At 49.5% G+C, this 25020-nt stretch carries 23 protein-coding genes; 5 read left to right on the forward strand and 18 right to left on the reverse strand.

The features are described from left to right. Window positions 1-322: 322 nt before the first annotated feature. The 7 genes from rseP to HJV72_RS06310 all read right to left on the reverse strand — a co-directional run bounded on the left by rseP (window position 323) and on the right by HJV72_RS06310 (window position 6780). On the reverse strand, window positions 323-1354 hold the full coding sequence (gene rseP / locus HJV72_RS06280) for an RIP metalloprotease RseP (RefSeq protein ID WP_208069599.1): 1032 nt from the start codon (window positions 1352-1354) through the stop codon (window positions 323-325). 10 nt (window positions 1355-1364) lie between these two features. After that, complete coding sequence (locus HJV72_RS06285; RefSeq protein WP_208069601.1) at window positions 1365-2507, reverse strand: 1-deoxy-D-xylulose-5-phosphate reductoisomerase; 1143 nt, start codon at window positions 2505-2507, stop codon at window positions 1365-1367. A 21-nt stretch (window positions 2508-2528) separates the two neighbouring features. Next, the gene (locus HJV72_RS06290) at window positions 2529-3326 is read right to left on the reverse strand and encodes a phosphatidate cytidylyltransferase (RefSeq protein ID WP_208069603.1); all 798 of its coding nucleotides are present in this window, start codon (window positions 3324-3326) and stop codon (window positions 2529-2531) included. Next, entirely contained in the window at window positions 3319-4035 is a 717-nt protein-coding gene (locus HJV72_RS06295) for an isoprenyl transferase (RefSeq protein WP_208069605.1), read from the reverse strand. Before HJV72_RS06295 ends, HJV72_RS06290 begins: the two co-directional genes overlap by 8 nt. Before the next feature lie 72 nt (window positions 4036-4107). Further along, entirely contained in the window at window positions 4108-4659 is a 552-nt protein-coding gene (gene frr, locus HJV72_RS06300) for a ribosome recycling factor (RefSeq protein ID WP_066575024.1), read from the reverse strand. A 20-nt stretch (window positions 4660-4679) separates the two neighbouring features. Continuing rightward, entirely contained in the window at window positions 4680-5375 is a 696-nt protein-coding gene (pyrH, locus tag HJV72_RS06305) for a UMP kinase (RefSeq protein ID WP_208069606.1), read from the reverse strand. 79 nt (window positions 5376-5454) lie between these two features. Then, complete coding sequence (locus HJV72_RS06310; RefSeq protein WP_208069797.1) at window positions 5455-6780, reverse strand: MATE family efflux transporter; 1326 nt, start codon at window positions 6778-6780, stop codon at window positions 5455-5457. A gap of 214 nt (window positions 6781-6994) precedes the next feature. Between HJV72_RS06310 and HJV72_RS06315 the strand changes: the two genes are divergently transcribed. The 4 genes from HJV72_RS06315 to HJV72_RS06330 are packed head-to-tail and all read left to right on the forward strand — an operon-like array spanning window position 6995 to window position 10525. Then, entirely contained in the window at window positions 6995-7927 is a 933-nt protein-coding gene (locus HJV72_RS06315; protein ID WP_208069608.1) for a shikimate dehydrogenase family protein, read from the forward strand. Between the two features lie 23 nt (window positions 7928-7950). Further along, window positions 7951-8916: a phosphotriesterase family protein gene (locus HJV72_RS06320; protein ID WP_208069609.1), complete on the forward strand. Its 966-nt coding sequence runs from the start codon at window positions 7951-7953 to the stop codon at window positions 8914-8916. A gap of 24 nt (window positions 8917-8940) precedes the next feature. Then, window positions 8941-9573 carry a bifunctional 4-hydroxy-2-oxoglutarate aldolase/2-dehydro-3-deoxy-phosphogluconate aldolase gene (eda, locus tag HJV72_RS06325; protein ID WP_208069610.1) on the forward strand — a complete coding sequence of 211 codons (633 nt, stop codon included), beginning with the start codon at window positions 8941-8943 and terminating at the stop codon, window positions 9571-9573. Between the two features lie 4 nt (window positions 9574-9577). Then, on the forward strand, window positions 9578-10525 hold the full coding sequence (locus tag HJV72_RS06330; protein ID WP_208069611.1) for a phosphoglycerate dehydrogenase: 948 nt from the start codon (window positions 9578-9580) through the stop codon (window positions 10523-10525). 51 nt (window positions 10526-10576) lie between these two features. Here the strand turns inward: HJV72_RS06330 and HJV72_RS06335 are convergent, their stop codons facing one another. The 9 genes from HJV72_RS06335 to HJV72_RS06375 all read right to left on the reverse strand — a co-directional run bounded on the left by HJV72_RS06335 (window position 10577) and on the right by HJV72_RS06375 (window position 19232). Next, window positions 10577-11179, reverse strand: coding sequence for a glucose-6-phosphate isomerase family protein (locus HJV72_RS06335; protein WP_208069612.1), 603 nt, complete (start codon window positions 11177-11179; stop codon window positions 10577-10579). A gap of 35 nt (window positions 11180-11214) precedes the next feature. Further along, window positions 11215-12744, reverse strand: coding sequence for a xylulokinase (locus HJV72_RS06340; protein ID WP_208069613.1), 1530 nt, complete (start codon window positions 12742-12744; stop codon window positions 11215-11217). A gap of 18 nt (window positions 12745-12762) precedes the next feature. Beyond that, on the reverse strand, window positions 12763-13404 hold the full coding sequence (locus tag HJV72_RS06345) for a hypothetical protein (RefSeq protein WP_208069614.1): 642 nt from the start codon (window positions 13402-13404) through the stop codon (window positions 12763-12765). Between the two features lie 2 nt (window positions 13405-13406). After that, complete coding sequence (locus HJV72_RS06350; RefSeq protein WP_208069615.1) at window positions 13407-14159, reverse strand: hypothetical protein; 753 nt, start codon at window positions 14157-14159, stop codon at window positions 13407-13409. Between the two features lie 20 nt (window positions 14160-14179). Next, complete coding sequence (locus tag HJV72_RS06355; protein ID WP_208069617.1) at window positions 14180-15142, reverse strand: ABC transporter permease; 963 nt, start codon at window positions 15140-15142, stop codon at window positions 14180-14182. Between the two features lie 22 nt (window positions 15143-15164). Further along, window positions 15165-16676: a sugar ABC transporter ATP-binding protein gene (locus tag HJV72_RS06360; protein WP_243765541.1), complete on the reverse strand. Its 1512-nt coding sequence runs from the start codon at window positions 16674-16676 to the stop codon at window positions 15165-15167. 73 nt (window positions 16677-16749) lie between these two features. Further along, window positions 16750-17814 (reverse strand): substrate-binding domain-containing protein, encoded by a 1065-nt coding sequence (locus HJV72_RS06365; protein ID WP_208069620.1) that lies wholly within the window; start codon window positions 17812-17814, stop codon window positions 16750-16752. A gap of 150 nt (window positions 17815-17964) precedes the next feature. After that, window positions 17965-18372 carry a VOC family protein gene (locus HJV72_RS06370; protein ID WP_208069621.1) on the reverse strand — a complete coding sequence of 136 codons (408 nt, stop codon included), beginning with the start codon at window positions 18370-18372 and terminating at the stop codon, window positions 17965-17967. A gap of 113 nt (window positions 18373-18485) precedes the next feature. Further along, window positions 18486-19232 carry a GntR family transcriptional regulator gene (locus HJV72_RS06375; RefSeq protein WP_208069622.1) on the reverse strand — a complete coding sequence of 249 codons (747 nt, stop codon included), beginning with the start codon at window positions 19230-19232 and terminating at the stop codon, window positions 18486-18488. A 216-nt stretch (window positions 19233-19448) separates the two neighbouring features. Between HJV72_RS06375 and HJV72_RS06380 the strand changes: the two genes are divergently transcribed. Then, a complete protein-coding gene (locus tag HJV72_RS06380) occupies window positions 19449-20207 on the forward strand; it encodes a GntR family transcriptional regulator (RefSeq protein ID WP_208069623.1) in 759 nt (252 codons plus the stop codon). 3 nt (window positions 20208-20210) lie between these two features. Here HJV72_RS06380 and HJV72_RS06385 read toward each other — a convergent pair whose 3' ends face one another. Beyond that, window positions 20211-21875, reverse strand: a complete 1665-nt coding sequence (locus HJV72_RS06385) for a GGDEF domain-containing protein (RefSeq protein WP_208069624.1) — start codon at window positions 21873-21875, stop codon at window positions 20211-20213. A 184-nt stretch (window positions 21876-22059) separates the two neighbouring features. Next, the gene (locus HJV72_RS06390; protein ID WP_208069626.1) at window positions 22060-24948 is read right to left on the reverse strand and encodes an InlB B-repeat-containing protein; all 2889 of its coding nucleotides are present in this window, start codon (window positions 24946-24948) and stop codon (window positions 22060-22062) included. Window positions 24949-25020: the final 72 nt, after the last annotated feature.

A 25020-nucleotide genomic window follows, 5' to 3' on the forward strand; every position in this document is an offset into this window, starting at 1 on the left:
TAGTCGCAGTTCCCGGACGCATCGGAGCATCTGCCCCATACCTCCCCAGCGGCGTTTTAGTTTACTTAAACTCACATTTTATTAACAATATCTTCAAATTTTAAACACATATTTCTCACATTTACCTCTTATACTAATAATTGTTCAGAAGAACAAACTTAAAATTCTTTTTCATAACTTTTCCTAAAGGACTGCACCTCCCAATAAAGCAGTCCTTTTAAAATGCCCTTTTTCATTTAGGTACAGGGCTATCCTCATTTTGGTACACCACAAAACTTAATTAGGGACGTAACCTTTTTCAATTTGGTTACGTCCCTAATTATTAAAAAAACACGCGTCTGATATCGTTGTACATGACGAATACCATCAGTGCCATGAGGAGCATGATGCCTACCAGATGCACGTAGCCTTCTTTTTCCGGCGGTACGCGCCTTCCTCTTATCATCTCTATAAAGAGGAATACGAGGCGCCCTCCGTCCAGTGCGGGCAGGGGGAGCAGGTTCATGACTCCTAAGTTGGCGGACAGCAGGATGGATATATTCATCAGCTGCGCCAGCACGATTAAGAAACCGTACGATTTGCTCTGCTGGTACGTGCTGTCCACGACGTCCACGATACCTACGGGGCCTGACAGCTGGTTGATGCCTATCTGGCCGGTCACGAGCATCTTCAGGCTTTCCATCGTGGTGCATATCCAGAACTTCACCTCATACATGCCGTATTGCAGCGCGGTTCCGATATTGGCCTTCGTATTCGAACCGCCGCCGATTCCGATACGGTAGTAGTCTTTCTCTTCATCCAGCTTCGGCGTCAGCGTGGCTGTTTGCTTCTTACCGTCATGGATGTAGGTTACTTCTACTTTCTCGCCCTGGTGGAACTGGTTGTAAAAGTTGATCTCACGGAATATGTTGATCTTCTTATTCCCCATCTTCACAATCGTATCGCCAGGCTCGATACCGGCTTCCTGGGCGGGATAGCCGCTGTCGACACTCTGGACGACGGGTTTGTCATAACCTACCATCCCAATCAGGATGACGGCAAACACGAAGGCCAGTATAAAGTTGAATACAGGTCCTGCCGCTATGACGGAAATTCTCGCCCATACAGGCTTGTTGTTAAAATTGCCAGGGGAATCCGTCGCCTCCTCATCTTCTCCCATCATACAAGAACCGCCCAACGGAAGCAGCTTTATACAATATCTCGTTCCTTTATACTCTTTTGATAACAGCGTAGGCCCCATCCCGATGGAGAATTCTTCCACGTCGATACCATTTTTCTTCGCAAGGGTGAAATGCCCGAGCTCGTGGAAAAATACTATGAAGCTGAAAATGATAATTGCAAATATGATTCCCAAAACTTATGTCTTACCTCCTGCTTTCAATCCGCTCATAAGTCGCCTTCTCCGTGTCCAGTATCTGCTCAAGGGTCGGATCATCCACATTCTTATGGGCTTTCATACAATCTTCTATAATCTCTATAATCTCCAGATACTTGATCTCCCGGTTCAGGAACTGCTTCACCGCCAGCTCATTTGCCGCATTGAACACGGTCGGAAGGGTTCCCCCCGCCCGTCCCGCGTCATAGGCCAGCTTAAGCCCATAGAAAGTATCCATATCCGGCTTCTCAAAATCCAGCCTGCCAAGGCTCCAGAAATCGAGCCGCTCTCCCGGCAGGTTTCTCCGTTCTGGATAGTACAGCGCATACTGTATCGGAAGCTTCATATCCGGAGTCCCAAGCTCTGCCATGATGGCACCATCCACATATTCTACCATCGAATGGATAATGCTCTGCGGCTGGACGACGACCTGTACCCGGTCCACATCTACGCCGAACAGCCATTTCGCTTCTATAACCTCCAGCCCTTTGTTGACCATGGTGGAGGAATCTATCGTAATCTTCTGCCCCATGCTCCAGTTCGGATGCTTCAGTGCATCCTCCACCCGTATATCAAGCAGATCTTCTTCCCTCTTTCCCCGGAAAGGGCCTCCGGATGCAGTCAGCAATATCCTGCTGACCGCCTTCGCCTCATTCCCCCTCAGCGACTGGAATATCGCGCTGTGCTCGCTGTCAACGGGAAGGATGGACACATGGTTCTCCTTTGCAAGCGGCATGATGATATGGCCCGCGGTCACAAGCGTCTCTTTGTTGGCAAGCGCGATATCTTTACCGGCTTTGATTGCTTCCACCGTAGGACGTATCCCTATCATGCCGACAATCGCTGTCACTAGTATCTCCACATCGTACATGGTTGATACTTCAATCAGTCCCTCCATTCCGGACGCTACCCTGATATCCGTATCCCGGAGCTTAACGCGCAGCTCTTTTGCTTTCTCTTCCGTCCAGACGGCTATGAGCTGCGGACGGAACTCCCTTGCCTGCTTTTCAAGAAGTTCCACATTCCCGCCTGCCGCCAGTCCAAGAACTTCTATATCCTTGTTTTCTCTTACGACTTCCAGCGTCTGTGTTCCGATTGAACCGGTACAACCCAATATGGCAATTTTCTTCATAGGATACCTCTCTCATTTATATTATGCAAGAAATGTTGCAAGATAGTATATAATCGGTGCTGTAAAGATGACACTGTCGAACCGGTCCAGAATCCCCCCATGGCCCGGAATCAGATTTCCATAATCCTTGATCTCATGGTTCCTCTTGATGGCAGATGCAGCCAGGTCGCCAACCTGTGATATGGCGCCGCCTGCCCCACATATTACGCCATAATAGAGAGGGCTGACAGACATTCCTGCCCAGGCGTTGACACCAAGCGCCAGCAGCACGCCGAGAAGCGCCGCGCCGACGATGCCGCCGATGCCCCCTTCTACGGATTTCTTCGGACTGAGCTTCGGAGCCATCTTATGCTTTCCTATAAGCATGCCGACACAATAAGCACATGTATCGCATCCCCAGGAGCTTAAGAAGATGAGGCATACTAATACCGCGCCGTCCTCCAGCATCCTCGTCTGATAGATATAAGACAGCATTACGGCAACATAGAAAAATCCAAAATAAACGGTCGTCACCTGTTCCGCTCTATACGCAGGGAAGGAGAATACATACACGGCCATGACAAGCACGAGGAATAAGATAGAAAGCATGGTCATATAGCCGAGGCTGCCCGTAAAGATAAGGGCATAATATAAGACCGCCGCAAGATAACCGGCTGCTCCAAGCCATCTGTTGTGTACCTCCGCCACTTTGTACAGCTCTTTCAGACCAATCAGGCTGATGGCTGCCAAAAACAATGCGAGCACATTCCCGCCATATCCGACTACGGCAGCCAGCACGATTACCAGAACGATACCGCTTAACAGTCTTGTCTTAAACATCTTGTTCCTCCTTCACTCCTCCGTAACGTCTGTCTCTAGCATTATATTGCGCGACAGCTTTTACCAATTCCTCTTTTGTAAAGTCCGGCCATAATACATCTGTAAAATAAAACTCCGTGTAGGCCAGCTGCCAGAGCAGATAATTGGAAAGTCTCTGCTCCCCGCTCGTGCGGATCAGCAGGTCCGGATCCGGAATGCCATGCGTGTCAAGATAACGTTCGAACAACGTCTCGTCGATTTCTTCCGGCCCAATCTTGCCTGAGGCACAATCCTCAGCCAGTCTTCTGGCCGCCCTTACCATCTCATCCCGGCTTCCGTAATTGATGGCAATCTGGAAGTTGAGGCCCTTGTTATCCTTCGTCGCCTCAATCAGCTCCGCTATGCGTCCCCGTATATCATCGTCAAGGCGGCCAAGATCTCCGATCACCCTTATCTTCATATCGTTTTTAGCCGCTGTCTTAAGGCAAGTCTTCATGTAATTACGAAGCAGCTTCATAAGCGCGTCCACTTCATCCTGCGGGCGGTTCCAGTTCTCTGTAGAAAATGCATACACCGTCAGATATTTGATACCCATGCGGTATGCTTCCTCACAGATCCGCTCCACGTTCTTACTTCCCTGCGCATGCCCGTAATTGCGCGGCATTCCCTTAGATTTCGCCCAACGTCCGTTTCCATCCAGAATGATGGCAACATGCTGTGGTACCTTCATGAACCAATTCTCCTCTCGCATACGAAAGACAGGTACCGTTCCTGCAAAACCGGTACCCGTCTCCACTTACTGTTACACAGTCATCACTTCTTTTGACTTCGCTTCTACTGATTTGTCCACTTCCTTTATAAACTTATCTGTAAGCTTCTGAAGTTCATCTTCCAAATCCTTGATCTCATCTTCCGAAACTTCAGAACCCTTCAGCTTCTTCAGAGTATCGTTACCGTCACGTCTGATATTGCGGATGGCGACCTTTGCGTTCTCGCCCTTCTTCTTCACATCCTTAGCCAGCTCCTTCCTGCGCTCCTCTGTAAGCTCCGGGAACGCAAGGCGGATTGCAGAGCCGTCATTTGTAGGATTGATGCCAAGGTCGGAGGTCATGATCGCTTTTTCAATCTCCTTCACCATACTCTTCTCCCACGGCTGGATATGAATCATGCGCGCCTCTGGTACCGATACATTCGCCACCTGCTGGATTGGCGTCGGAGTCCCGTAATAATTGACCATGATCTTATTCAGCACGTTCGGGTTGGCACGGCCGGCACGGATTGCCGCCAGCTCCCCATCAAGGCTTGCAATTGTCTTGTTCATCTTTTCCTCATATACTTTCAGCTTTTCATCCATAATATACTTTCCTCCTTATATTAAACCGTTACTTTCGTACCTGCAAATGTACCTGACATCGTCTCCACGATGCTGTTCTCTTCATTCAGCCCGAACACGAGCATCGGCATCTTGTTTTCCAGACACAGGATGGACGCTGTCAGATCTACTGCCATAAGCTTTTTATCAATAATTTCCTGGATAGATATCTCGTCATATTTTTTTGCCGCCGGATTCACTTTCGGGTCACTGTCATAGATGCCGTCTATCGCTTTCGCGAGCAGCATTGCATCCGCCTCTATCTCAATCGCCCTGAGCACGGCCCCTGTATCGGTCGAAAAATAAGGATGGCCGGTCCCACCTGCAAAGAAGATGACCTTACCTTCTCCCAGTGCCTCTAACGCAGCATCTTTTGAGAACAAAGAAGTGAATGCCCCGCACACAAAGGGGGTGAACACTTCTGTCTTCATGCCCGCATAACGGAAAATATCAGATACATAGATGCAGTTCATCACCGTCGCCAGCATCCCTATTTGGTCCGCCTTCACCCTGTCTATCGTCTCGCTTGTCCTCCCGCGCCAGAAGTTCCCGCCTCCTGTCACGATTGCAACCTGGACGCCGTCATCCACCAGCTGCTTCACCTGACGCGCCACGCCTATGCACGTCGCCTCGTCGAACCCGGTCTTTTTATCTCCCGCAAGGGCTTCTCCGCTGAGTTTTAACAATACTCTTTTCATAGGTTTTGCTCCTTATTCTGTTATCATATTCATGCCTTCGCATACTTGTTTCAAGTATAACACAGGTTTTTAAAAAATGCTATATCTTACGTTTCATTATGGAGAAATACATACATACCAAAAGCGCCCCCGCCAGAAGCCACGCCGCTGGGCTGGCAAGGCAGATTCCAGCATAGCTTCCAAAACGCGACGCCGTAAGTGCAGCAGCGCTTCTGCCGACAAGTTCCGCGACACCTGCCAGCATCGGAAGCATGCCGAAGCCCATACCCTGGATGCCGTTCCTGAATACGTTCACGAACACGAGCGGAATAAACGAAAGCCCCACGCATTTCAGATAGATATCCACATATGCTGTTATCTCCTTTACGTTCTCCGACACAAACAGGACGGTCATATACTTGCCTGCAAATATGATTACGGCGCCGGTTATCACAGCATAGACGATGCCAATCCATGTCGCCGAACAAAAGCCGGCCTTCACACGGTCCAGCTTCCTTGCGCCGGTGTTCTGGGCACAGTATGTTGCCATCGTCGTTCCGATTGCCACGTACGCCTGGGTGACGATCTGTTCAATCTTGTTGGCTGCCGCGAATCCGGCCACGGCTACCGACCCCAGAATATTGAGGGCAGACTGCACGACGATTGTCCCGACTGCGGTAATCGAAAACTGCAGCGCCATCGGTATCCCTATTTTCAGCTGCCATTTGGCGAGACTTTTATCCATCTTCCAGTCTTCCCGGCACGGGTGAAGTTCCGGCATCTTCCGTATGATATAGATGAGGCAGAGGACACCCGACACTCCCTGGGAGATTACCGTAGCGTACGCCGCTCCCGCGGCCCCCATCCGAAATACGATGATAAATAGCAGGTCCAGGAAAATATTCAAAACCGCAGCCAGGATGAGAAAATAAAGCGGCCTTTTGCTGTCCCCTACGGCTCTTAATATGCCTGCAAGCAGGTTATAAAGCACCTGTGCCGCGATACCTCCGCAGATGACCATGATATATCCGTACGCTTCCCGGTACATGTCAGAAGGCGTGTTCATCCAGTTCAGGACATGTTTCATCATCGCCATGCTCAAAATGGTAATCAGGACGGAGACCACCGCCGAGAGGACCGACGCGGATGCCACGGACTTGCGGACCGCCACCATGTTCCCGGCTCCGTAGTGCTGGGCCGTAATTACGGTAAATCCTGCAGTGAGGCCGAGTAGAAATCCCAGTATGAGGAACATGAGCGTACCACAGGCTCCCACGGCAGCCAGTGCCTCATTGCCCACAAATTTTCCTACTATGACAGTATCCACCATACTGTAAAGCTGCTGAAAGATGTTTCCGATGAATATAGGTATTGTAAAGTTCAGTATAATCTTAGCAGGACTCCCCACTGTCATGTCTCTTTCCATCATTCTCTGCCTTCCTCTTTGCGCAAACTTCAAACATTATATAAAATATGACTCTTGTTTTCAATATCCTATCTGACGAAAATAATTGTTCTGTGATGCGGTATATCGTCATTTCATCCTCACACGCAGTTCCGTTTCCCATTGACATCTTTATCTCATTATGTTATAACATAATTATATTATTACTTTATTTTTTTAGAAAGGATGAGAATATATGAACAATTATGTAAAATCCGACACCCCTACTTTCTACTTTATAGGAGTCACCACATCAGCATCTTCGATCATGAAGGTTTTTCCTAAATGGGCGGAAGAACTGGGTCTTGACGCCTGCATCAAGGGATTTGATTTTGCCCCCCACTCCCCCGCCGGAGATTACAGAGAAGCTGTCGACTTTATCAAGAATGACCCCAACTCGCTCGGCGCACTCGTAACGACCCATAAGATCGACCTCTACAACGCATGCAGAGACCAGTTCGACTACCTGGACCCTTATGCACAGAAGCTTGGGGAAATCTCTTCCATCAGCAAGAAGGACGGGAAACTGTGCGGTCACGCAAAGGACCCGATATCAAGCGGGCTCGCACTGGAGCACTTTGTCCCTGAAAACTACTGGTCAGACTATGACGGCGACGTGCTTCTATTGGGGGCAGGCGGCTCCTCCCTTGCCATGTCTCTCTATTTCAGCCAGGACTGCTTCGGCAGCAACGTGCCGAAGCATATCATACTTGCCAACAGAAGCATCCCCCGCCTTGAGGCTGCCAGGGTCATACTGGATGACTTGAATCCAATGATTCATTTTGACTTTGTACATAACCCGACCCCTGCCGATAACGACCGTACGCTTGCTTCGCTGAAGCCCCACTCCCTCATCGTCAATGCAACCGGCCTTGGCAAGGACGGGCCGGGTTCCCCGCTCACCGACGCGTGCTGCTTTCCAGAAGACAGCCTCGTATGGGAGATCAATTACCGCGGCGAGCTCCTGTTCAAAGAACAGGCAGAAAAGCAGGCCGCCCGCAGACGGCTGCATGTGGAAGATGGCTGGATATATTTCATACACGGATGGACGCAGGTCATATCTGAAGTCTTCCATCTTCCCATCGACAAGGCACTCATCGACAGGTTAAGCGATATCGCGCGTTCTTAGCCGCCGCGGACAGGGAGTTGACTATGCCATATATACAGACCGTCACCGGGCAGGTACCGCCAGATACGCTGGTCTTCTGCCACTGTCATGAGCATCTGATGATAAGGAAGGGACAATCCTTTCTTGTGAACGAAGCGCTCTGCATCGACAGCTATGATAAGACACGGGCGGAACTTGAACAGTTCCGGAAGGCCGGCGGCTCTACTGTCGTGGACGCACAGCCTGTAGGATGCGGCCGGGATGCAGAAGCACTCTGCCTGCTTGGGCATGAGACAGGTATCCAGATCATCGCTTCAACAGGATTCCACAAGATGGTCTTCTATCCGCAGGATCACTGGATCTTTGATATGGGCAAAGAGGCGCTGGCAGCCCTTTTTATCCAGGAACTCACCGAAGGGATGTACGCCGACGGCGATTACAGGCTGCCGGTACGCTCCGTGGACGCCAGAGCCGGTATCCTCAAGTGTGCGTATGATACTTGCGGGCTGACCGCTCAGTATAAGAAGCTGTTCGATGCCGCCATCTGCGCCTCCGTCCATACGGGAGCACCGCTTATGGTACATATCGAACAGGGGGCGCCGGCGCTTGCGCTCATCTCATATCTGGACAAGAAAAAGATGCCTCTTGACCGGGTCATCTTCTGTCATATGGACCGGGCCGTACAAGACCTGTCCGTCCACAAAGAGGTATGCCGGCAAGGCATATATCTCGAATATGATACGATAGGCCGTTTCAAATATCACAGTGACAGAAGGGAGGCTGAGATCTTCGCGGCGATGCTCGACGCAGGCTATGAGAATCAGCTCCTCTTTTCCCTCGACACGACGAGAGAACGACTCAAGTGCTATACACCGGGAGGGATTGGCCTCACTTACATCCTTGAAACTTTCCTCCCTCTTCTTACAGACGCAGGAATAACAGAGGAACAGATAAGAAAGATATCCTGTGCAAACTGTAGACGAATCCTTACAATAAACCAAGTCATCTGACATACAAAAAAGGAGCTTTTTATTATGAATATACCAGAACGAATCAGACAACACAGGCTCGTGCCTGTCATCAAATTAGACGATTCTTCCAAAGCAGCCCCTCTGGCAGAAGCGCTCTGCGAGGGCGGGCTTCCTATAGCAGAAGTCACCTTCCGGACGGAGGCTGCCAGAGCATCCATCGAGGCCATGGCTAAGCAGTATCCGCATATGCTCGTAGGAGCAGGCAGCCTGACGAACAGCGAACAGGCCAGGCAGGCAGTTGACGCCGGCGCCCGCTTCTTAGTATCAGCCGGCTTTTCCCGGCAGGTGACGGAATATGCGCTGGACAACGGAATTCCTGTATTCCCCGGAATCTGTACCCCTACAGAGCTTATGCTGCTCGTAGAATATGGGCTTGCCATAGCCAAATTCTTTCCCGCAGAACAATACGGCGGGCTCAATACCATCAAAGCATTATCCGCACCGTTCCCGGGCATGAGCTTCATGCCTACCGGCGGAATCAGCCCGAAGAACGTTACTGACTATCTCGCCTTTTCCAAGATAATCGCCTGCGGCGGGAGCTGGATGGTAAAGGACTCGCTGATCCAAAGCGATGCATTCGGCAAAATAAAGGCTCTGACAGAGGAAGCAGTAGCCCTCGTACAGAAGGAGGCGTAAGGATATGAAGATATTAGTCACTCCCACCTCTCTAAAACCCGATAAGAACTCCTCTGCCCTAGAACGGCTCGGCAGCTTCTGCGGCGACCTCGTCTTCAATCCGACTGAAAAGCCTCTCTCCAGCGAGGAACTGCTGCCTCTTCTGAGAGACTGTGACGGATATCTGGCCGGCCTTGACCAGGTGACAGGGCCGGTCCTGAAAAGCTGTCCACAACTTAGGGCAATCTCCAGATACGGAGCAGGCTACGACCGCGTAGACCTTCAGGCGGCACGGGAACTTGGCATCAAAGTGTCCAACACGCCAGGTGCCAATGCGCAGGCGGTAGCAGAACTGTCCTTTGCTCTCCTGCTGGCGCTGGCAAGGAAGATTCCCTGTCTGCATAACGAGACTGCCAGCGGAAACTGGGTACGATCTACCGGCACACAGCTGTATCATAAGACGCTCGGTATCGTAGGCCTGGGTGCCATCGGACGGAAAGTCGCCTTCTGTTCCTCCGGCTTTTCCATGAAGGTGCTTGCCTATGACCCATACATATCGAAGCGCTACTGCACGGAACACGGGATTATCCCGACAGATCTGGATACGCTGCTATCCAAAGCCGATTTTATTACTCTGCATCTGCCGCTGAACGACGGCACGTATCATCTGATCAATGACAAGTCCATAGCTCTCATGAAGCCAGGTACCATATTGGTGAATGCATCCCGTGGGGGAATCATTGATGAAGAAGCGGCCTGTCAGGCACTTACAGACGGAAGGCTTGGGGGGCTGGGACTGGACGCCTTTGAGCACGAACCGCCCGGACAGAATCCCCTGTTCACCCTGCAAAACGTCATAGCCACGCCGCACACAGGCGCTCATACGCACGAAGCGGCAGAAGCGATGGCCGACATGGCAGTAGACAACCTCATCATGATGCTCAACGGTGAGAACTGCCCCTTCCTCCTTTAAGGGCGTAATATAACCCGTCCGTAATTCTCCGGGCGGGTCATTTGTGATAAGCTACCACTTTGGATTATCTACTATCGCAGGCCTCCCCTCCTTTTCGACCAGCAGCTTCCGGTATCCCTTCGACTCTATCGTTCCGTAATCGTGGCCTGCGTCGGCGCGGAATACGAAGAAGGTGAGAAGTGGCTCTTTTGCGTCTACATTGACGCTTCTGTGCGCATAACGTTTCGGCACATAAAGCGCTTTTCCGGGTGTGAGCTCGTGTGCAAGCCAATCCCCTTCCGGGCTCTCCATAAGCATATATCCATGACCGCCAAGACAATAATATACCTCCGCCGTGTCAAGTATCGTATGGAAATGCCCCTTGGTCATATAATATTCATCTCCCACCTTGCCCGGATATGTAATGCTGCACCCAAAGGCCAGGTCACCTGGGTGTTCCGGCACTCCCATCTCATGAAATTCATATACGAGCGCATCTCCCTCCTCCCGAAGCTTCTTCTCGTAGGCCGTATCATCGGAGAACATCCCTTTCATCTGGCTCAGATAACGTCTGGACGTCTCCTTCCTCTTAGACATTCCTGTTTTCATATCCAAATCAATCGTATAACCTCTGATGTAATCAAAGGTCTGCTTATCTACATTAAAATCAGCCATCCTTTTTCTCCTTTTGCTTCTCATTATTATCTTTCTTAAAGCATCTTCTCCTGCACTCTTGCCATATGCCGGAACGGTGTCTGGAGCGTATCATGCAGTTCGGAAAATACGTCTTTCATCTCCCTGTATACGTGGAAATTATCTCTGTTCGGTTCATATACCTTTTTGACTTTCACGACCGCGTCGGCCCCTTCTACCAGGTCGCCTATGATACCGACCGCATATGCGGCCATAAGGGACACGCCGAGTACGCCGCCTTCATCTGCCTGAAGGGTGTAGATCGGCTTCTCATATATGTCTGCTTTTATCTGGTTCCACAAATCGCCCTTTGCACCACCCCCACTGTGATACACCGCGTCAATGGAATTGCCGCTGCCTTCAAATACGTCCAGCGTACGTTTGAATTCCAGTGCCACGCCTTCCAGCAGCGCCCGGATAAAATGTCCGATTTCCTTGTCCATGGACATTCCGATATAGCATCCTCTGGAATCCGCACTTCCCATTGTGCGCTCTCCCATGAGGTAAGGAAGAAAATATAAACCTGAAGAGCCTGCCGGTATCTTTTCTGCCAGAGCACACAGATACGCGTAGTCATCGATTCCCCTGCCGCGCGCCTCATCCCGTTCTTTCTTACACAGATTGTCGCGCAGGAAGCGGAAGGATACACCGGCTGCGTCGATATTGCCAAACGGCACCCATCCGTCCAGTACATGCCTAAGATTCATAATCCTGCGGTCCATGACAGGAAGCTTTGTATAGCCGCATATGATCCCGCCTGTTCCGGTAATGTCCACAACCGTGCCTTTCTTATGCATACCGGATACGTAGAGCATGCTGAGCATGTCCCCTCCTCCGGTAATGACAGCCGTCTTCGTGCTCAGGCCGGTCTCAGACGCCGCCTGCTCCGATACGGTGCCGACGATGTCGTAAGCCTTCTGGATGTGGGGAAGCTTCTCCTTGTCGATGTCAAGGACACCGAGCAGCCTGTCGGACCATTCTCCGGTATTCTGATCCATGGCAAACACACCTGCCGCTTCCGAGTAATCCGTACACGCCACTCCTGTCATCTTAAAATTAATAAAATCTTTTGGCGTCAGGAACTTATCTGCCTTGTCATATACGTCCGGTTCATTTTCTTTCAGCCATTTGATTTTAATCCCGTGCCACGATGATGTCGGCATATTGGCGGAGATATGATACAGCTCGTCTGTCATCTCTTCCGCTATCTTATCTGCCAGATATCCGCCTCTTTTGTCGCTGTACAGCTGAATATCATCCTGGATGACACTGCCGTCCAGCCGGACCGGCACGGCTCCGTGCATATGTGCGCAGCAGCCGAAGGCAGACACCTGGTCTCCTGATATGCCTGTTTTCATGAGCAGCTCCTGGATGCTTTCCGTCAGGAGGCTCCACCAGGAAGACGCCCGCTGCGTCATCCACATCGGTCTCGGCGTATCTACATACTGTTCCTTTGACACTGAACCGGCAAGTTTCAGCTCCTCGTCATACAGATGGACTTTGATTGACTGGGTACCAATATCGGCTCCGATAATATATCTTTTCATACAATACACCTCCACACATTATACTTTTACGATCTCACACGTTTCATTCAGAATTATCATATCAGCCCCGGCATTTTCTGCTTCTTCTACCTCATCCAGCGTATGAAACTGCCCGAAGGCAGCCACCTTCAGTCCGTCATGTGCATAGCTCTTCAGCCTGGACACCTCAGCAGCCGTGGCCCTCTTGACGTCATAGGGCAGGAAAGCCGTGGACGTCACGATTCCCCTTACCTTCTCTTCGCAGGCAATGCGGCACATCTTCTCCAGATCTTCTTCCGTCATCTCTGCGGCCTCGGTGATAAAACACACCGGCTTCCTGACGGACCCTGCACAGAGACGCATCTCTTCTCTTAAGTTATCTCCATGCCCGCTCATAAAATATCCGGCCGCCGCGGTGACAAAGTACATATCTGCTATGCCGCTGCTATTTTCACAGTCAAGAATCTCCTGAGCCTTCAGATCCGGAGAAGCTGTTCCGGCAGGATATGATATGCTCACGTACGTCTTTACCCCTCTTCCTCTGAACTTCTCTCCTGTCTTCATGCTGGAGGGGCTGATGAGAACGGCATCTGCCCGATTGGCAATTGCCTTGTAATACAAGTTCTCACAGTTTTCATCTGATACATAGTAATTCGGTATATTTGTCAAAATGGTTTTCATGCTCAGATTCCTCCATATTCTTTTAATTTCTTTACGATAAAGTCATCCGTTATCTCCAGCGCAGCCGCAGTATGTATATTGTTGCAGCCCATCTCCCTGTAGCGCAGCACATCGGAGAGTGTCCGTATGTTTCCGGACGGATGTATGTCAAACCGGTTGGGGAAGTTGCGTCTGATCAGCGCCACCTCTTCAAACGACACCCCCAGCGTGGCGCCCGGATTCACTTTCACAGACACGGTTCCGGCCGCATCCAGTGCCCGGCATGTCTCTATGATCTGCGTGTCGCTCATAAGCGTAGCCGGTATGACAAGCGCCACCCTGTAAAAATCATCTTGGAACTCTTCTACAATCTGCCTTGCTTCGTTCTCCACATCTTTGTATCTCCCTGAAAAGACTGCCTGCCAGTCCAAGCACACGCACACGTCATCTACGCCTATCGCCCTCAGCCTGTCAAGCGCATGCATCTTGGATGCAGGAAGGAGCCGTCCCATCGGATAGGACACTGCACAGTGGAGCCTCACCTTGCAGCAGTAGTCCGAAAACAGTTCCCTCACCATAGGCACGAACTGCATCTCCGTGTCAAATGCCAGCGGTGCCATCTTCGTCTCCTTCAGCTTCCCTACGACTTTCCTAACATCATCTTCTGTCCTCGTGATGCCCTGCAGCCCAAAATGGCACAGGGAGAGAAACTCCTTCGCCTCTTCGAATACTTTCGCGGCTATCTCCTTATCTTGTACTGTACTAAAATCAAACATATCTGTCTTTCCTCCTCTGCTTACCGGGATTTTTTATTTTTCAGCTGGTCGATGATAACCGCAATCGTAATGAGCACGCCCGTGCTGATTTCCATAATGAAAGAATTGATACCGAACTGGATTCCTGCATTGTCAATCAAGGTCATAAGAATCGTACCAAGCGCCGTCCCCCACACAGAACCTTTCGCCCCGGACAGAGAAGCGCCTCCGATGACTGACGCGGCTATCGCGTTCATCTCATATCCCGTTCCAGCCGTAGGTACCGCACTATTGATTCTGGATGCCAGCATGATGCCCGCGATACCGCACAGCAAGCCAGCTATGCCATACGTCATATATGTAACACGTCTGATAGAGATGCCGCACAGCCTTGCCACTTCCTGTCCGCTTCCGAGCACATAGAGGTTCCTTCCGAATGTGGTTGAATGGAGAATCAGAAAGCCAATCAGCACTACAATGACCCATATGACTGCCAGCTTTGGTATGAATGCAGCCGATTCGCTGGCAAATGCTCCAAACTTCTTGTTAAGTCCCGCAATCGTACTGGCATTGCTGATTACCTTTATAAGCCCCCGCAGGATGGTCATGCTCCCCAATGTGGCGATAAACGGCGGTACCTGGAACTCATTGATGATTACCGCATTGTAGAGTCCACAGACAACAGATACGGCCAGTGCAAGAAGAATGGATACCGGTACGGACATTCCCCATTTCGCCTGCCCCATGGCAACCATCAGCGTACTCATTCCGCAGATTGCCCCGCAGCTCAAGTCGATACCGCCCGTAATGATGATGAACGTAGCCGATATCGATATGACCCCTATGATAGAACACTGTTTCAAAATATTAGTCAAGTTATAATTGGTCAGAAAATTATCTGTCCCGAAGGCCGCCACGAGAAAGATGACGACAATTATAACAACAAGAGAAAACTCTGTACGCTTCAGCAGTGAACCTGCCTTTCCTGTTTTTAATCTATTCATATTATCCCTCCGAACTCCATGTTCATATCATTGCCGACGCCAGGCGCAGCACATCTTCTTCCTCGGCAGCATCGATTTCCTCTCTATCTAATACACCCGATATCCTGCCTTCCGACATGACGATCATCCGGTCCGAAAGCCCCATGACTTCCGGGAGATAAGAGGAGATAAGGATGATTCCTTTCCCCTGTGCGGCAAGCATCTCCATAATCTTGTATATCTCCTGCTTTGCCCCGACATCCACGCCTACCGTCGGCTCGTCAAATATGAGTATATCCGGGTTCCTGCAAAGCAGCTTGGCTATGACGACCTTCTGCTGGTTTCCTCCGGACAGGTTCTCTGTCTGCTGATTAATATCTGGTGTTTTTACTCCTATTTTAGTCTTGTATTCTTCTGCTCGTTCTGCCTCTTTTCTCAGATTGATTACGCCTGCCTTGCTGATCAGGTCGTAAGAATACATGTTTGTATTGACTTTCACGCTCAGAGGCAGCGCCAGCCCGTCCAGTCTCCGGTCCTCCGTCAGAAACCCGATACCGTTTCGTATGGCATCCTGAGGGGTCTTGATTACCGTTTTTTCTCCTCGTATATAGATATGTCCCGAGTCTGCCTTATCCACGCCGAAGATGGCCCGCATTATCTCACTTCTCCCGGCTCCCACCAGTCCGGCGAAGCCAAGTATCTCTCCTTCGCACAGCCGGAAATTGATGTGTTCAAACCTGCCTTTCAAGGTCAGTCCTTCTACCTTAAGCAGTTCAAGCCCGGCCTTCCTGTGCCTGATGTTATACAGATTGTCCACCTCACGCCCTACCATGAGGGAAACGAGCATATCCTTGTCCACTTCACTGATATTCTTTGTATCTACATACCGGCCGTCCTTTAAGATAGTGGCCGTATCACAGATATCCATCAGCTCTTCCAGACGGTGAGAGATATAGATGATGCTGACACCGCTTTCTTTCAGTTCCCTGATATACCGGTACAGAATCTCAACCTTGTCGTTTTCCAGAAGCGCCGTAGGCTCGTCGAAGATTACAAGCCGTATCTCGTCATTGACTGATATCTTGCTGATTGTGACCATTTCCTGCATTGCCACCGAGAGTTCGCTTATTTTCTTCCTTGGATCTACGTCCATCTCGAATCTATCGATGATCTTACGGCTCTCTTCATACATCAGCTCCCAATCTACCGTCTTACACTTCGTTACCGGCAGCCGTCCTAGAAAATAATTCTCCGCAATGCTCAGCTCCCTTGCTATATTCACATGCTGGTAATTGGCGTGCATTCCACATTCTTTGCTCTCCGCCACGCTCTGAGGCGTCTTCCATATGCCATCACAGCTGATGCTCACGGACCCCTCTTCCGGCTTTTCCACACCCATGATACATTTGATCAGGGTTGATTTTCCGGCTCCGTTCTCACCGAGCAGAGCCCTGACTTCACCTTTCCTGACCGTCAGGCTTATGTTCTGGAGCGCCTTGACACCCGGATATGATTTGCTGATATTGTCTACTTTTAAAATAATATCTTCTCCCATATGATCCACCATTCTTTCTTATACAATCAGGCCGCCACTCTGTAAGACGGCAGCCTGATATGTCAGGTTCTATTTATTTTTTGAGGATTGTAGGGTCAAGCAGAGCCTTGCTCTCCTCGGTATCCATATTCTCTTTCGTAACCGCCTGTGACGGACAGTTGATATGCTTCTCGCTCTCAGGGTTCTCCCCTGTCTTAAGATATTCTACTGCATTTTCAACAGCCTTATAGCCTTGGTCATAAGGTGTCTGTACGATAATCGCATAGAGGTTGCCGGCTGCGAGCGCCTCGATTTCCAGGCTGTCGGAGTCCACGCCGATACCGAGTATCTTCTTGCCGCTTCCGGCATTCTTCAGGCCGAGGGCGATGCCGTCGCCTGATACGTTATTGCCGCCGTATAATCCTATCAGCTCGTCGCCGTATGTAGAAATCTGGGTCTCTACGTTAGACTGTGCATTATTTACATCATTTTCGTTATAGAGCGTGTCCAGGCACTCGATATCAGGCGCATGCTCTGCCATATAAGCCTTAAAGCCATCCATTCTTTCTTCCAGCGTCTCTACGACAACCGACATATGCATCCCTATCTTACCTTTTGGCTCTATATTGTTGGCTTCCAGGCCGTCCAGCATCGACTGGGCTGCCGTCTCACCTATGGTCGTATTGTCGCAGTAGTAGTGCACGCCATAGTAGTCGCCATAATCATTGGAATCTCCGCCTTCTAGCCCCATGCTGACAAAGTTGACATAGATACCGGCATCCTTGGCTTCCTGCGTCTTAGGGACCGTTCCGTCCGGAGCCAGTGTTGCTGTAATGATTGCATCGGGTGAAGATGCGATGACGCTTTCATATGCCTTGATATAAGCATCCGTCTCGGATTCGGAAGCAGGTCCGCTCACCGAGAAATTGATCTTGATACCTTCTTTCTCCTCGATATCGGCAATCGCGTTTCTCATTCCTATCTCTGCATACTGCCAATACTCTGACTCTGTAGATGGTGACAGATAGACGATGTCATACTCATCCTTTCCATCGCCTCCTTCTTTTTTAGAATCTGAAGATTCCTTGTTTCCACAGGCTGCCAGTCCGAAGATCATAAGACCTGCCAGAACTGCCGGCAACATTTTTTTCATTTTCATATCTTTTCCTCCTTCTGATATCCGCTTCGTTAAAATGATGACGTTACTATATAGTATTGTTATGACATATTATATTTCTATTTACCCCATTTGTCAATTATCAACTATATATTTTTACTTATTTTTTACTATTTGTGCATTTTAACCATATTACAACCTTTCATTCAGTTCGATGTTCTCTCCGTCAGGACCCCTGAAGAATACCCATCTAGATCCCTTTGGCGGAAATACGTGAGGTGCTTCTGTATAGCTTCCTTCCTCGAATCTAATCCCATTCTGCTCCAGCTGTTCCATCACCTTGTCCAGATCATGCACTGCAATCGAGACGTGGTCAAACCATCCGTCTTCTCTCTTGACTGCATACGGAAACTGCACAAGCTCAAGCATACAAGAGCCATTTTGTACAAACTTCACAAGCACATCACCTTCCGGAATTTTGCTTACTGCCTCATGGACCAGTTCAAAACCCAGCTTCTCCTCATAAAACTGTAGCGTTCTTCTGATGTCATTGACATACAGCCCTACGTGTGCAAGGCCTTCCAATTGTATCCTTCCCATATGATACCTCCATTCGATTTCATCCATATAGCAATTCATCATTATATTGTAATGATATTACATAACTATGTATTTGTAAAGGAAATTCTTTTGAATTTCCTTTAATCATGCGTCTATATATTCACTTCACAACGGAACACATTTCTGTCACCCCTGAATTTGGCAATAGAATACTCGATCGGTTTCCCGTCTGCCGTATAAGTTACTGATGTCGTGAGCTGAATCGGATCCCCTTCCTTGATGCCGAGCAGTTCTGCCTCGCTTTCCTCGGCGGAGATAGCTTCCAGCTCCCTGACTGCTTTCACCGGAGTCGTCTCTGCATTTTTATCCAGGAACTCATACAACCCTGTTTTGTTCATGTCCATATCCAGCATGCCTCTGCAGCATATAGGAAGATATGCATCAGCCAGGACATTCGGCTCATCATTCACAAACCGGAGTCTGCGCAGATGAATCACATCCTCGCCTTCCATCAGCTGAAGCATCTTGCTCACGAGATCATTCGCCTTTATGACCGACAGCTCCAGCACCTTCGTCGTCGTCTTGACATTCTGCGACTGCAGCAGATTGTGAGAAGCCCGGATAACATTTGTAAAATCTTGTATTACTCTCTTTTCAGCAACGAAAGTGCCTTTACTTTTGATACGGTAAAGCTGCCCTTCCATCACCAGTTCCATAATCGCCTGTCTGGTTGTCGTCCTGCTGATTCCAAATATATCACTTAGCTCCAGTTCTGTAGGAATCATATCGCCCGGTTTCAGTTTGCCCTCCCTTATCATATCCAGTATAATCTTCTTTAACTGGTAGTACATCGGCACCGGTGTGTTTTTATCGATACTCTCTTTTGAAAACTGATTCATATTTGATATCCTTTCTCTAACTCAACCTTACCCTTTTATATTATTCTATTTCTTTGCAAAAGGCAACGTATATTTGCATTGTATTTAACTTACCCGCTCCTTTCCGTTAATGCATTTTTATTTTCTTGACCTATTTTCAAATTAATGATATCATAATGATATAACATAATTACATTTACGCTAATAACCAATAAAATATAAGATAGGAGTTATCGTATGTTGACCAATCCATCGAAAATTGACAAATCGACACCTGTACCACTTTATTTCCAGCTGAAACAGCTGATTATGGAAGAAATCAAGAATGGCAGCTATAAGGTAGGCGGAATGATACCAACTGAAAAAAAGCTGAGCGACACCTTTTTAATCAGCCGCACCACCGTGCGCCAGGCTATCACTGAGCTGGTGCAGGAAGGATGGCTCTACCGCATCAAAAGTAAAGGTACCTTCGTCTCACAGCCTAAGATAAGCCAGGACTTCATCAAAAAGCTGGAAAGCTTTAACGACCAGATACTCAGGGCAGGCATGTCGCCCAGTACTGAAGTGCTGAAGCTCGAAGTGCAGAAGGCGACCGCGAAAGTAGCTGCGAGCCTTGACTTGAAGGATAAGGAATCCGTCATATACCTCCACCGCAAACGGCTTGCAAACGGAGAGCCGATTGTCACGATTGAGACATGCCTGCCTTATGAGGACTGCAGCTTTATCCTGTCACATGATTTGGAAAAGGAGCTGCTGTACAGTATACTGAATGAGCGGAAAGAGACGAGCGTCTTCCGCGTCAACAGAATCGTAGAAGCCGTGGAAGCAGATTCCCGCGATGAGCAATATCTGGATATAGAAAGAGGAAAACCAATCCAGCATTTCACTTCTACCGGCTATAATGCCTATGGCAAACCGATAGAGTATTCCCTGGCCAGATACCGGGGCGACCGCAGCAGCTTTGAGATTACGGTCTTTCCCGACAATTCACAGTAGCAGCTACGGGCCGCTGTGAAAACGCTTCTTCTCTTCATACATCCTGGCATCCGCCTTCTCTATAAGTTCATGTATGGCTGCCGCATCTGTCCCCGCGTCCGGTGCGGCATAGCCCATGGATACGGACAGCTTGACGTCCTGCCCGTCATTATGCTTCTTGATGCAGCTCCCAAGCAGTCCCCGGCACTCCTTCTCTTCGAGATACGCCCCTCTTAACAGGATGACAAATTCGTCTCCACCGATACGATAGTACATCCCCCGGGTTTCATAAGCTTCTCTGAGACATCTGGCTGCAAGCTTCAGCAGCTCATCACCCGCCCTGTGCCCATACCGGTCGTTCACCTCCTTCAGATTGTTGATATCGAGTACAATGATGCCTGTAACTGCCGCAGAGCGCCCGGCTTCGATGTCAGCTATATGCTCTTCGTACAGCGTACGGTTTCCAATGCCCGTCATCATATCTTTGTAGGCCAGCTCCTGCAGCACTTCCGACCGTGCCGATTCTTCAGATACTTCCTGGAATTTATGTATGGCAAGCATGATGAGAATCGAAAGGAAGATAAAAAAACCGATAATAAAAAACTTTTCATTCTGGTTACCGCCTGTCTCGTAAAAGCTCAGCAGAGACAGGGAGGAAAAGCCTGCAAATATCCCGACACCTCCCATCGTCCATCTTACGTACAAGGAATTTCTGTTTACCGCACCTCGCAGGATAAAGTAAGCAATCGCTATGATACTTACGATGATTAGTATATGGGTCAGATAGACCATATGTTTAAAATCTGATATCATGACTGCATATGCCACATTCTGTACCAGGAAATTAACGATATAGACTGTCACCAGAATACCGAACATTTTCCGGCTGTACTCGCATACGAGCTGGACGAACAAAAGCAGCGGCACCGGCATAAGCATAAACAGCTCGAAGGACAGTACCATCAGCACCTGGCTGTCGTCAAATATAAGCTGCGGAAGCCCTGAGTCGGTAAATACCCATGCGGCCGACAGCAGGGCAAAGAGTCCAAGAAAGAAGAATATCATCGGGGAATCCCCCGCTTTCTTGACATGCTGCCAGAGCGACACAGTTAACATGCACATACCTGACATGGCCGTCATCACACAGAATAAGAAGGCCCAAAGATTATCGGCCAGTATGCCGTCCGCCATCTCTCCCGCAGAAGTAAGATAGCCCTGCTGCAATACGGCCTTTCCTGATTTTTCTGTATGAACCAGATGTATCTCCAGCTCCTGCCCGCCGCTGCCTGCCGGAATCCTGATTCCACAGTTGATGCGTGCCTCCATATAATATGAAGAATCATTATCTATTCCATATTCATAAAGGGACTCCCCATTCAGCGTCACTTCTATCTTCTGGTATACGTTTGGCAGCACAAGAACAGAATCGTCCGGAATATCATCGGGCAGTCTATAATAAAAATATCCTTCCTGCCCCTCCGAACGGTAAGGATATGACCTGACCTCTTTTCTTCCACCGTCCACCAGGCAGCTTACGCCTTCATCCATATATCGTTTTTCTGCTTTTACAAGCTGCATGCTGTCATCTTTCCCCGACCGGGCGGCAATTGCCATAACGACAAGAAAAGACACTGCTGCAGCGATACAGATAATCAGGGCAGGCAGCTTCTTTTTTTGATGCACATTCATACAAAAGTCCCCTTACGTTATTTCTTAAATTATTATTATATCATATTCTATTCACCGGATGGGTAAAAACAGTTTATTATTACCTATATTGTAACATTCGGACTGTAACGAAAGGAAAGCGGGGACGGGGATGTCATATGATATGACATCCTCGTCCCCGCTTTCCTATTAGATATAAATCGTCTTATTTTATTTGGGTTGATGCCTGCTGCATTGCAAAGCATCTAAGCTGCTCTTTCTTCCTGCTTCTGATATAGAATAGTTCCAGTACAAAGGCTGCCAGGATTATGAAGAAATGAAGGATGCACCTGCTCTGCACCGGTGCCTTCCCGCCATCCGCAGGCGTTATAGCCCCGCCAACGGCATCTGGTGCGGACGGAGATGCCGGCACCGTTTCCGAAGGCGTCCCTGCCGCCACAGCGTCCGCATCTGCCTCATACTGTACGCTGATAATGTTCTCTTCCAGATCGTCGCTCACTTTAAGCTCATACGTGCCGTCCGACAGCCGATACCTCTGTCCATCATATTCTGACATCTCCGGCGCCGGTGCGGCAACCGTGGTTCCGTATTCAGCCTGCGCCGTCACGCTCCGGGATTCGTCCAGGACATCCCCATAATAATACTGTACCGTATAATCGTAGCTGTTTACTTCAAAAGTCCCTTCTATCACGATATTCTCTGCCGGCATGTCGAAGCTGTATGGACGGTTCCACCCGCTGAAGCGAAAGCCCCTCTTGACAGGCTCCGGATCCGGTGTAACCGTACTGCCGTATTCATGCAGAACAGGCATCCCATATATCTCGCCGTCAACCATATACGTGACGGAATAGCTGTTGATATCATAGCTTCCCTCGACGACGATATCCGCCGCAGGCATCGTCTCAGGAAGGGCATCTATATTCCACCCGCCAAACGAATATCCTGTCTTCGCAGGAGCTTCTTTGAGTTCTCCGGTCTGTTCTCCGAACAGATAAGTATCTGGTTCTGCGATACGCTGCCCGTCCGGCTGCTGATAGATTACCTGGTAGCTTTTCCGGTCATAGTACAGTCTTAATACAAGCTCCTCCTCTGCGCTGACAGTGCCTGCAGCTATGCTGCCTTCCGCATCCGGATTGTAGTCAAACCCTTCAAAATCAGTCGGCACCGCCGTCACCTCTTCACCTGTTTTGCCACTCCTATCTTCGACAGCATTGGCATCCAGGACATATGATCCGTCCAATCCTTCTTTATAATGCTCTACCCGGTAAGGCGTGTCGCCTCTGGCCACAAAACTGCCGTAGATAGTTACATCTTCATCCGGCATGTCAAAATCCTGCTCCACATTCCACCCGTCAAAGTCATAGCCCGCTTTTGCAGGAACTTCCCGAAGAGTAACTTTATCGCCGTATTTATATGCCTCCTTTACAGCGTCGGCCTTACCATCTATCTCATAAGATACTTCATGGACATTTCTGTCATAGTACAGCCTCAATACGAGGCTTTCCAGGCCGGTCACAGTTCCTTCCGCCACAGTCCCCTTCGCATCTGGGTTGTAAGCATATCCTGTATACCGTGCCTGCTCAGCCTTGACTTCTGTGCCAGGATCGTATACGTCCCCTTCCACATCATCCTCAAGCCGATAGCTGCCGTCCAGCTGTTCCAGATAATGTTCGGTATGGACTTTGAACAATGCCGGCTCCACCTGGATATGGATATCCGAATCCGGTTCAAAATAAGTGAAGTTAAAGCCATTGCATACGTATGCACCTGTCTGGCCGTTACCACTCGTTCTTAATTCTGATATAACGCTTCCTTTGGCGAATGTCACCGGATTACCCTTGTCATCGGTCCCCTTTACATCACTTGACAGCGTCATCTTCACCGGCATCACCTGGCTGTTTCCGGCCTTCAGCCATACGCCGAATGAAGTGAAACGGCTGCTGCACCACTGCGAGTATCTTGTATAATCCAGCCCGGAAGCACCGTTCCCTGTCAGCGTATACCCAACTCTGTATCCGTCCGCCACATGGTACGTCACCTGATATGTGGCTTCTTCCGCCGGTGACACTTCTATCTGTATATTAGAATCAGCTTTAAAATACGTATGGCTGTACGGCATGACGACTTTGGCGTTCCTTCCGTCCAGTTTGGATATTACGGTTCCTCTCGTATACCTGACCGGATTTCCGTTCGTATCTGTGCCTGTCACGTCATTGGCAAGTGTCATCGTTACCGGCATCACTGCCGTTCCTGACTTTGTTTTGAGCCAGACTCCAAAAGACGTCAGTCTTTTTTCACAGGCAATCGAATCTGTCGTATATGTCTTTCCGTCGCTGCCCTTCGTAAGCTTATATGCGTTCTGGAACTGTCCGGCCACCTTATACGTAATCGTATAATTGCCCTCAGGAACTGCTGCCCTGCTACTACCGGTAGCGCTCAGCGCACTTGACGCCCCGGCACTCTCAGCAAAAGAGATCTCGACGACTTTATCTTCTGTAATTTCCCGAATCTCATATGTAGAGGCGCCATCTTCTGTTCCTGTGGCATCGAGTACCACGCCGTTGGCTGTCACCTGCCTAACCTCATATCCATCGTCTGGTCTGACTTCCAGCGTTACAGAGGACGCTTCCTCTACCTGCCTTTCGTAATCCCCTGACAAGTCTATTTCCGCTGTCTCACCGGCGGTTTTCATTACCGCGCTGCCTGGGGCGGAATCTGCCGCCTTGACGGTCAATTTGTGCTGCGCCACGACAGGTGAATCTTCTCCACCTGCATCCGAGACTGCCGTCTCCAGCTGTGCCGGTCCGGCTTCTGGCTGCACCGGTTCCTCTTTTTGATCTTGCTGCCCCGGCTCCTGTCCCGCCACGCTGTCCGTCTGTCCAGATGGCTCCGGCTGAGAGTCTGTCACCTCCACGTCCACTCCGTCTGAGCTGAACTTCTGCTGTCCGGCCTCAACCGTGCTTTCCGCCTGTGCATCCTGCTGTTCTCCCTCAATCTCATTCGCCTTGAGCTCGCTGCCCATGGAATAGACCACATTGGCTCCGAGGAGAGCCACGGCCAGAACAAGCGCCAGCCATTTCTTAAATCTTTTCATATTATATTCCGCTCCTTATATACTAAATCGCAAACTTGATAATCATGCTCTATAATAATAAGACAATGCCGG

The sequence above is a fragment of the Extibacter sp. GGCC_0201 genome (assembly GCF_017566055.1).
Classification (GTDB): Bacteria; Bacillota; Clostridia; order Lachnospirales; family Lachnospiraceae; genus Extibacter.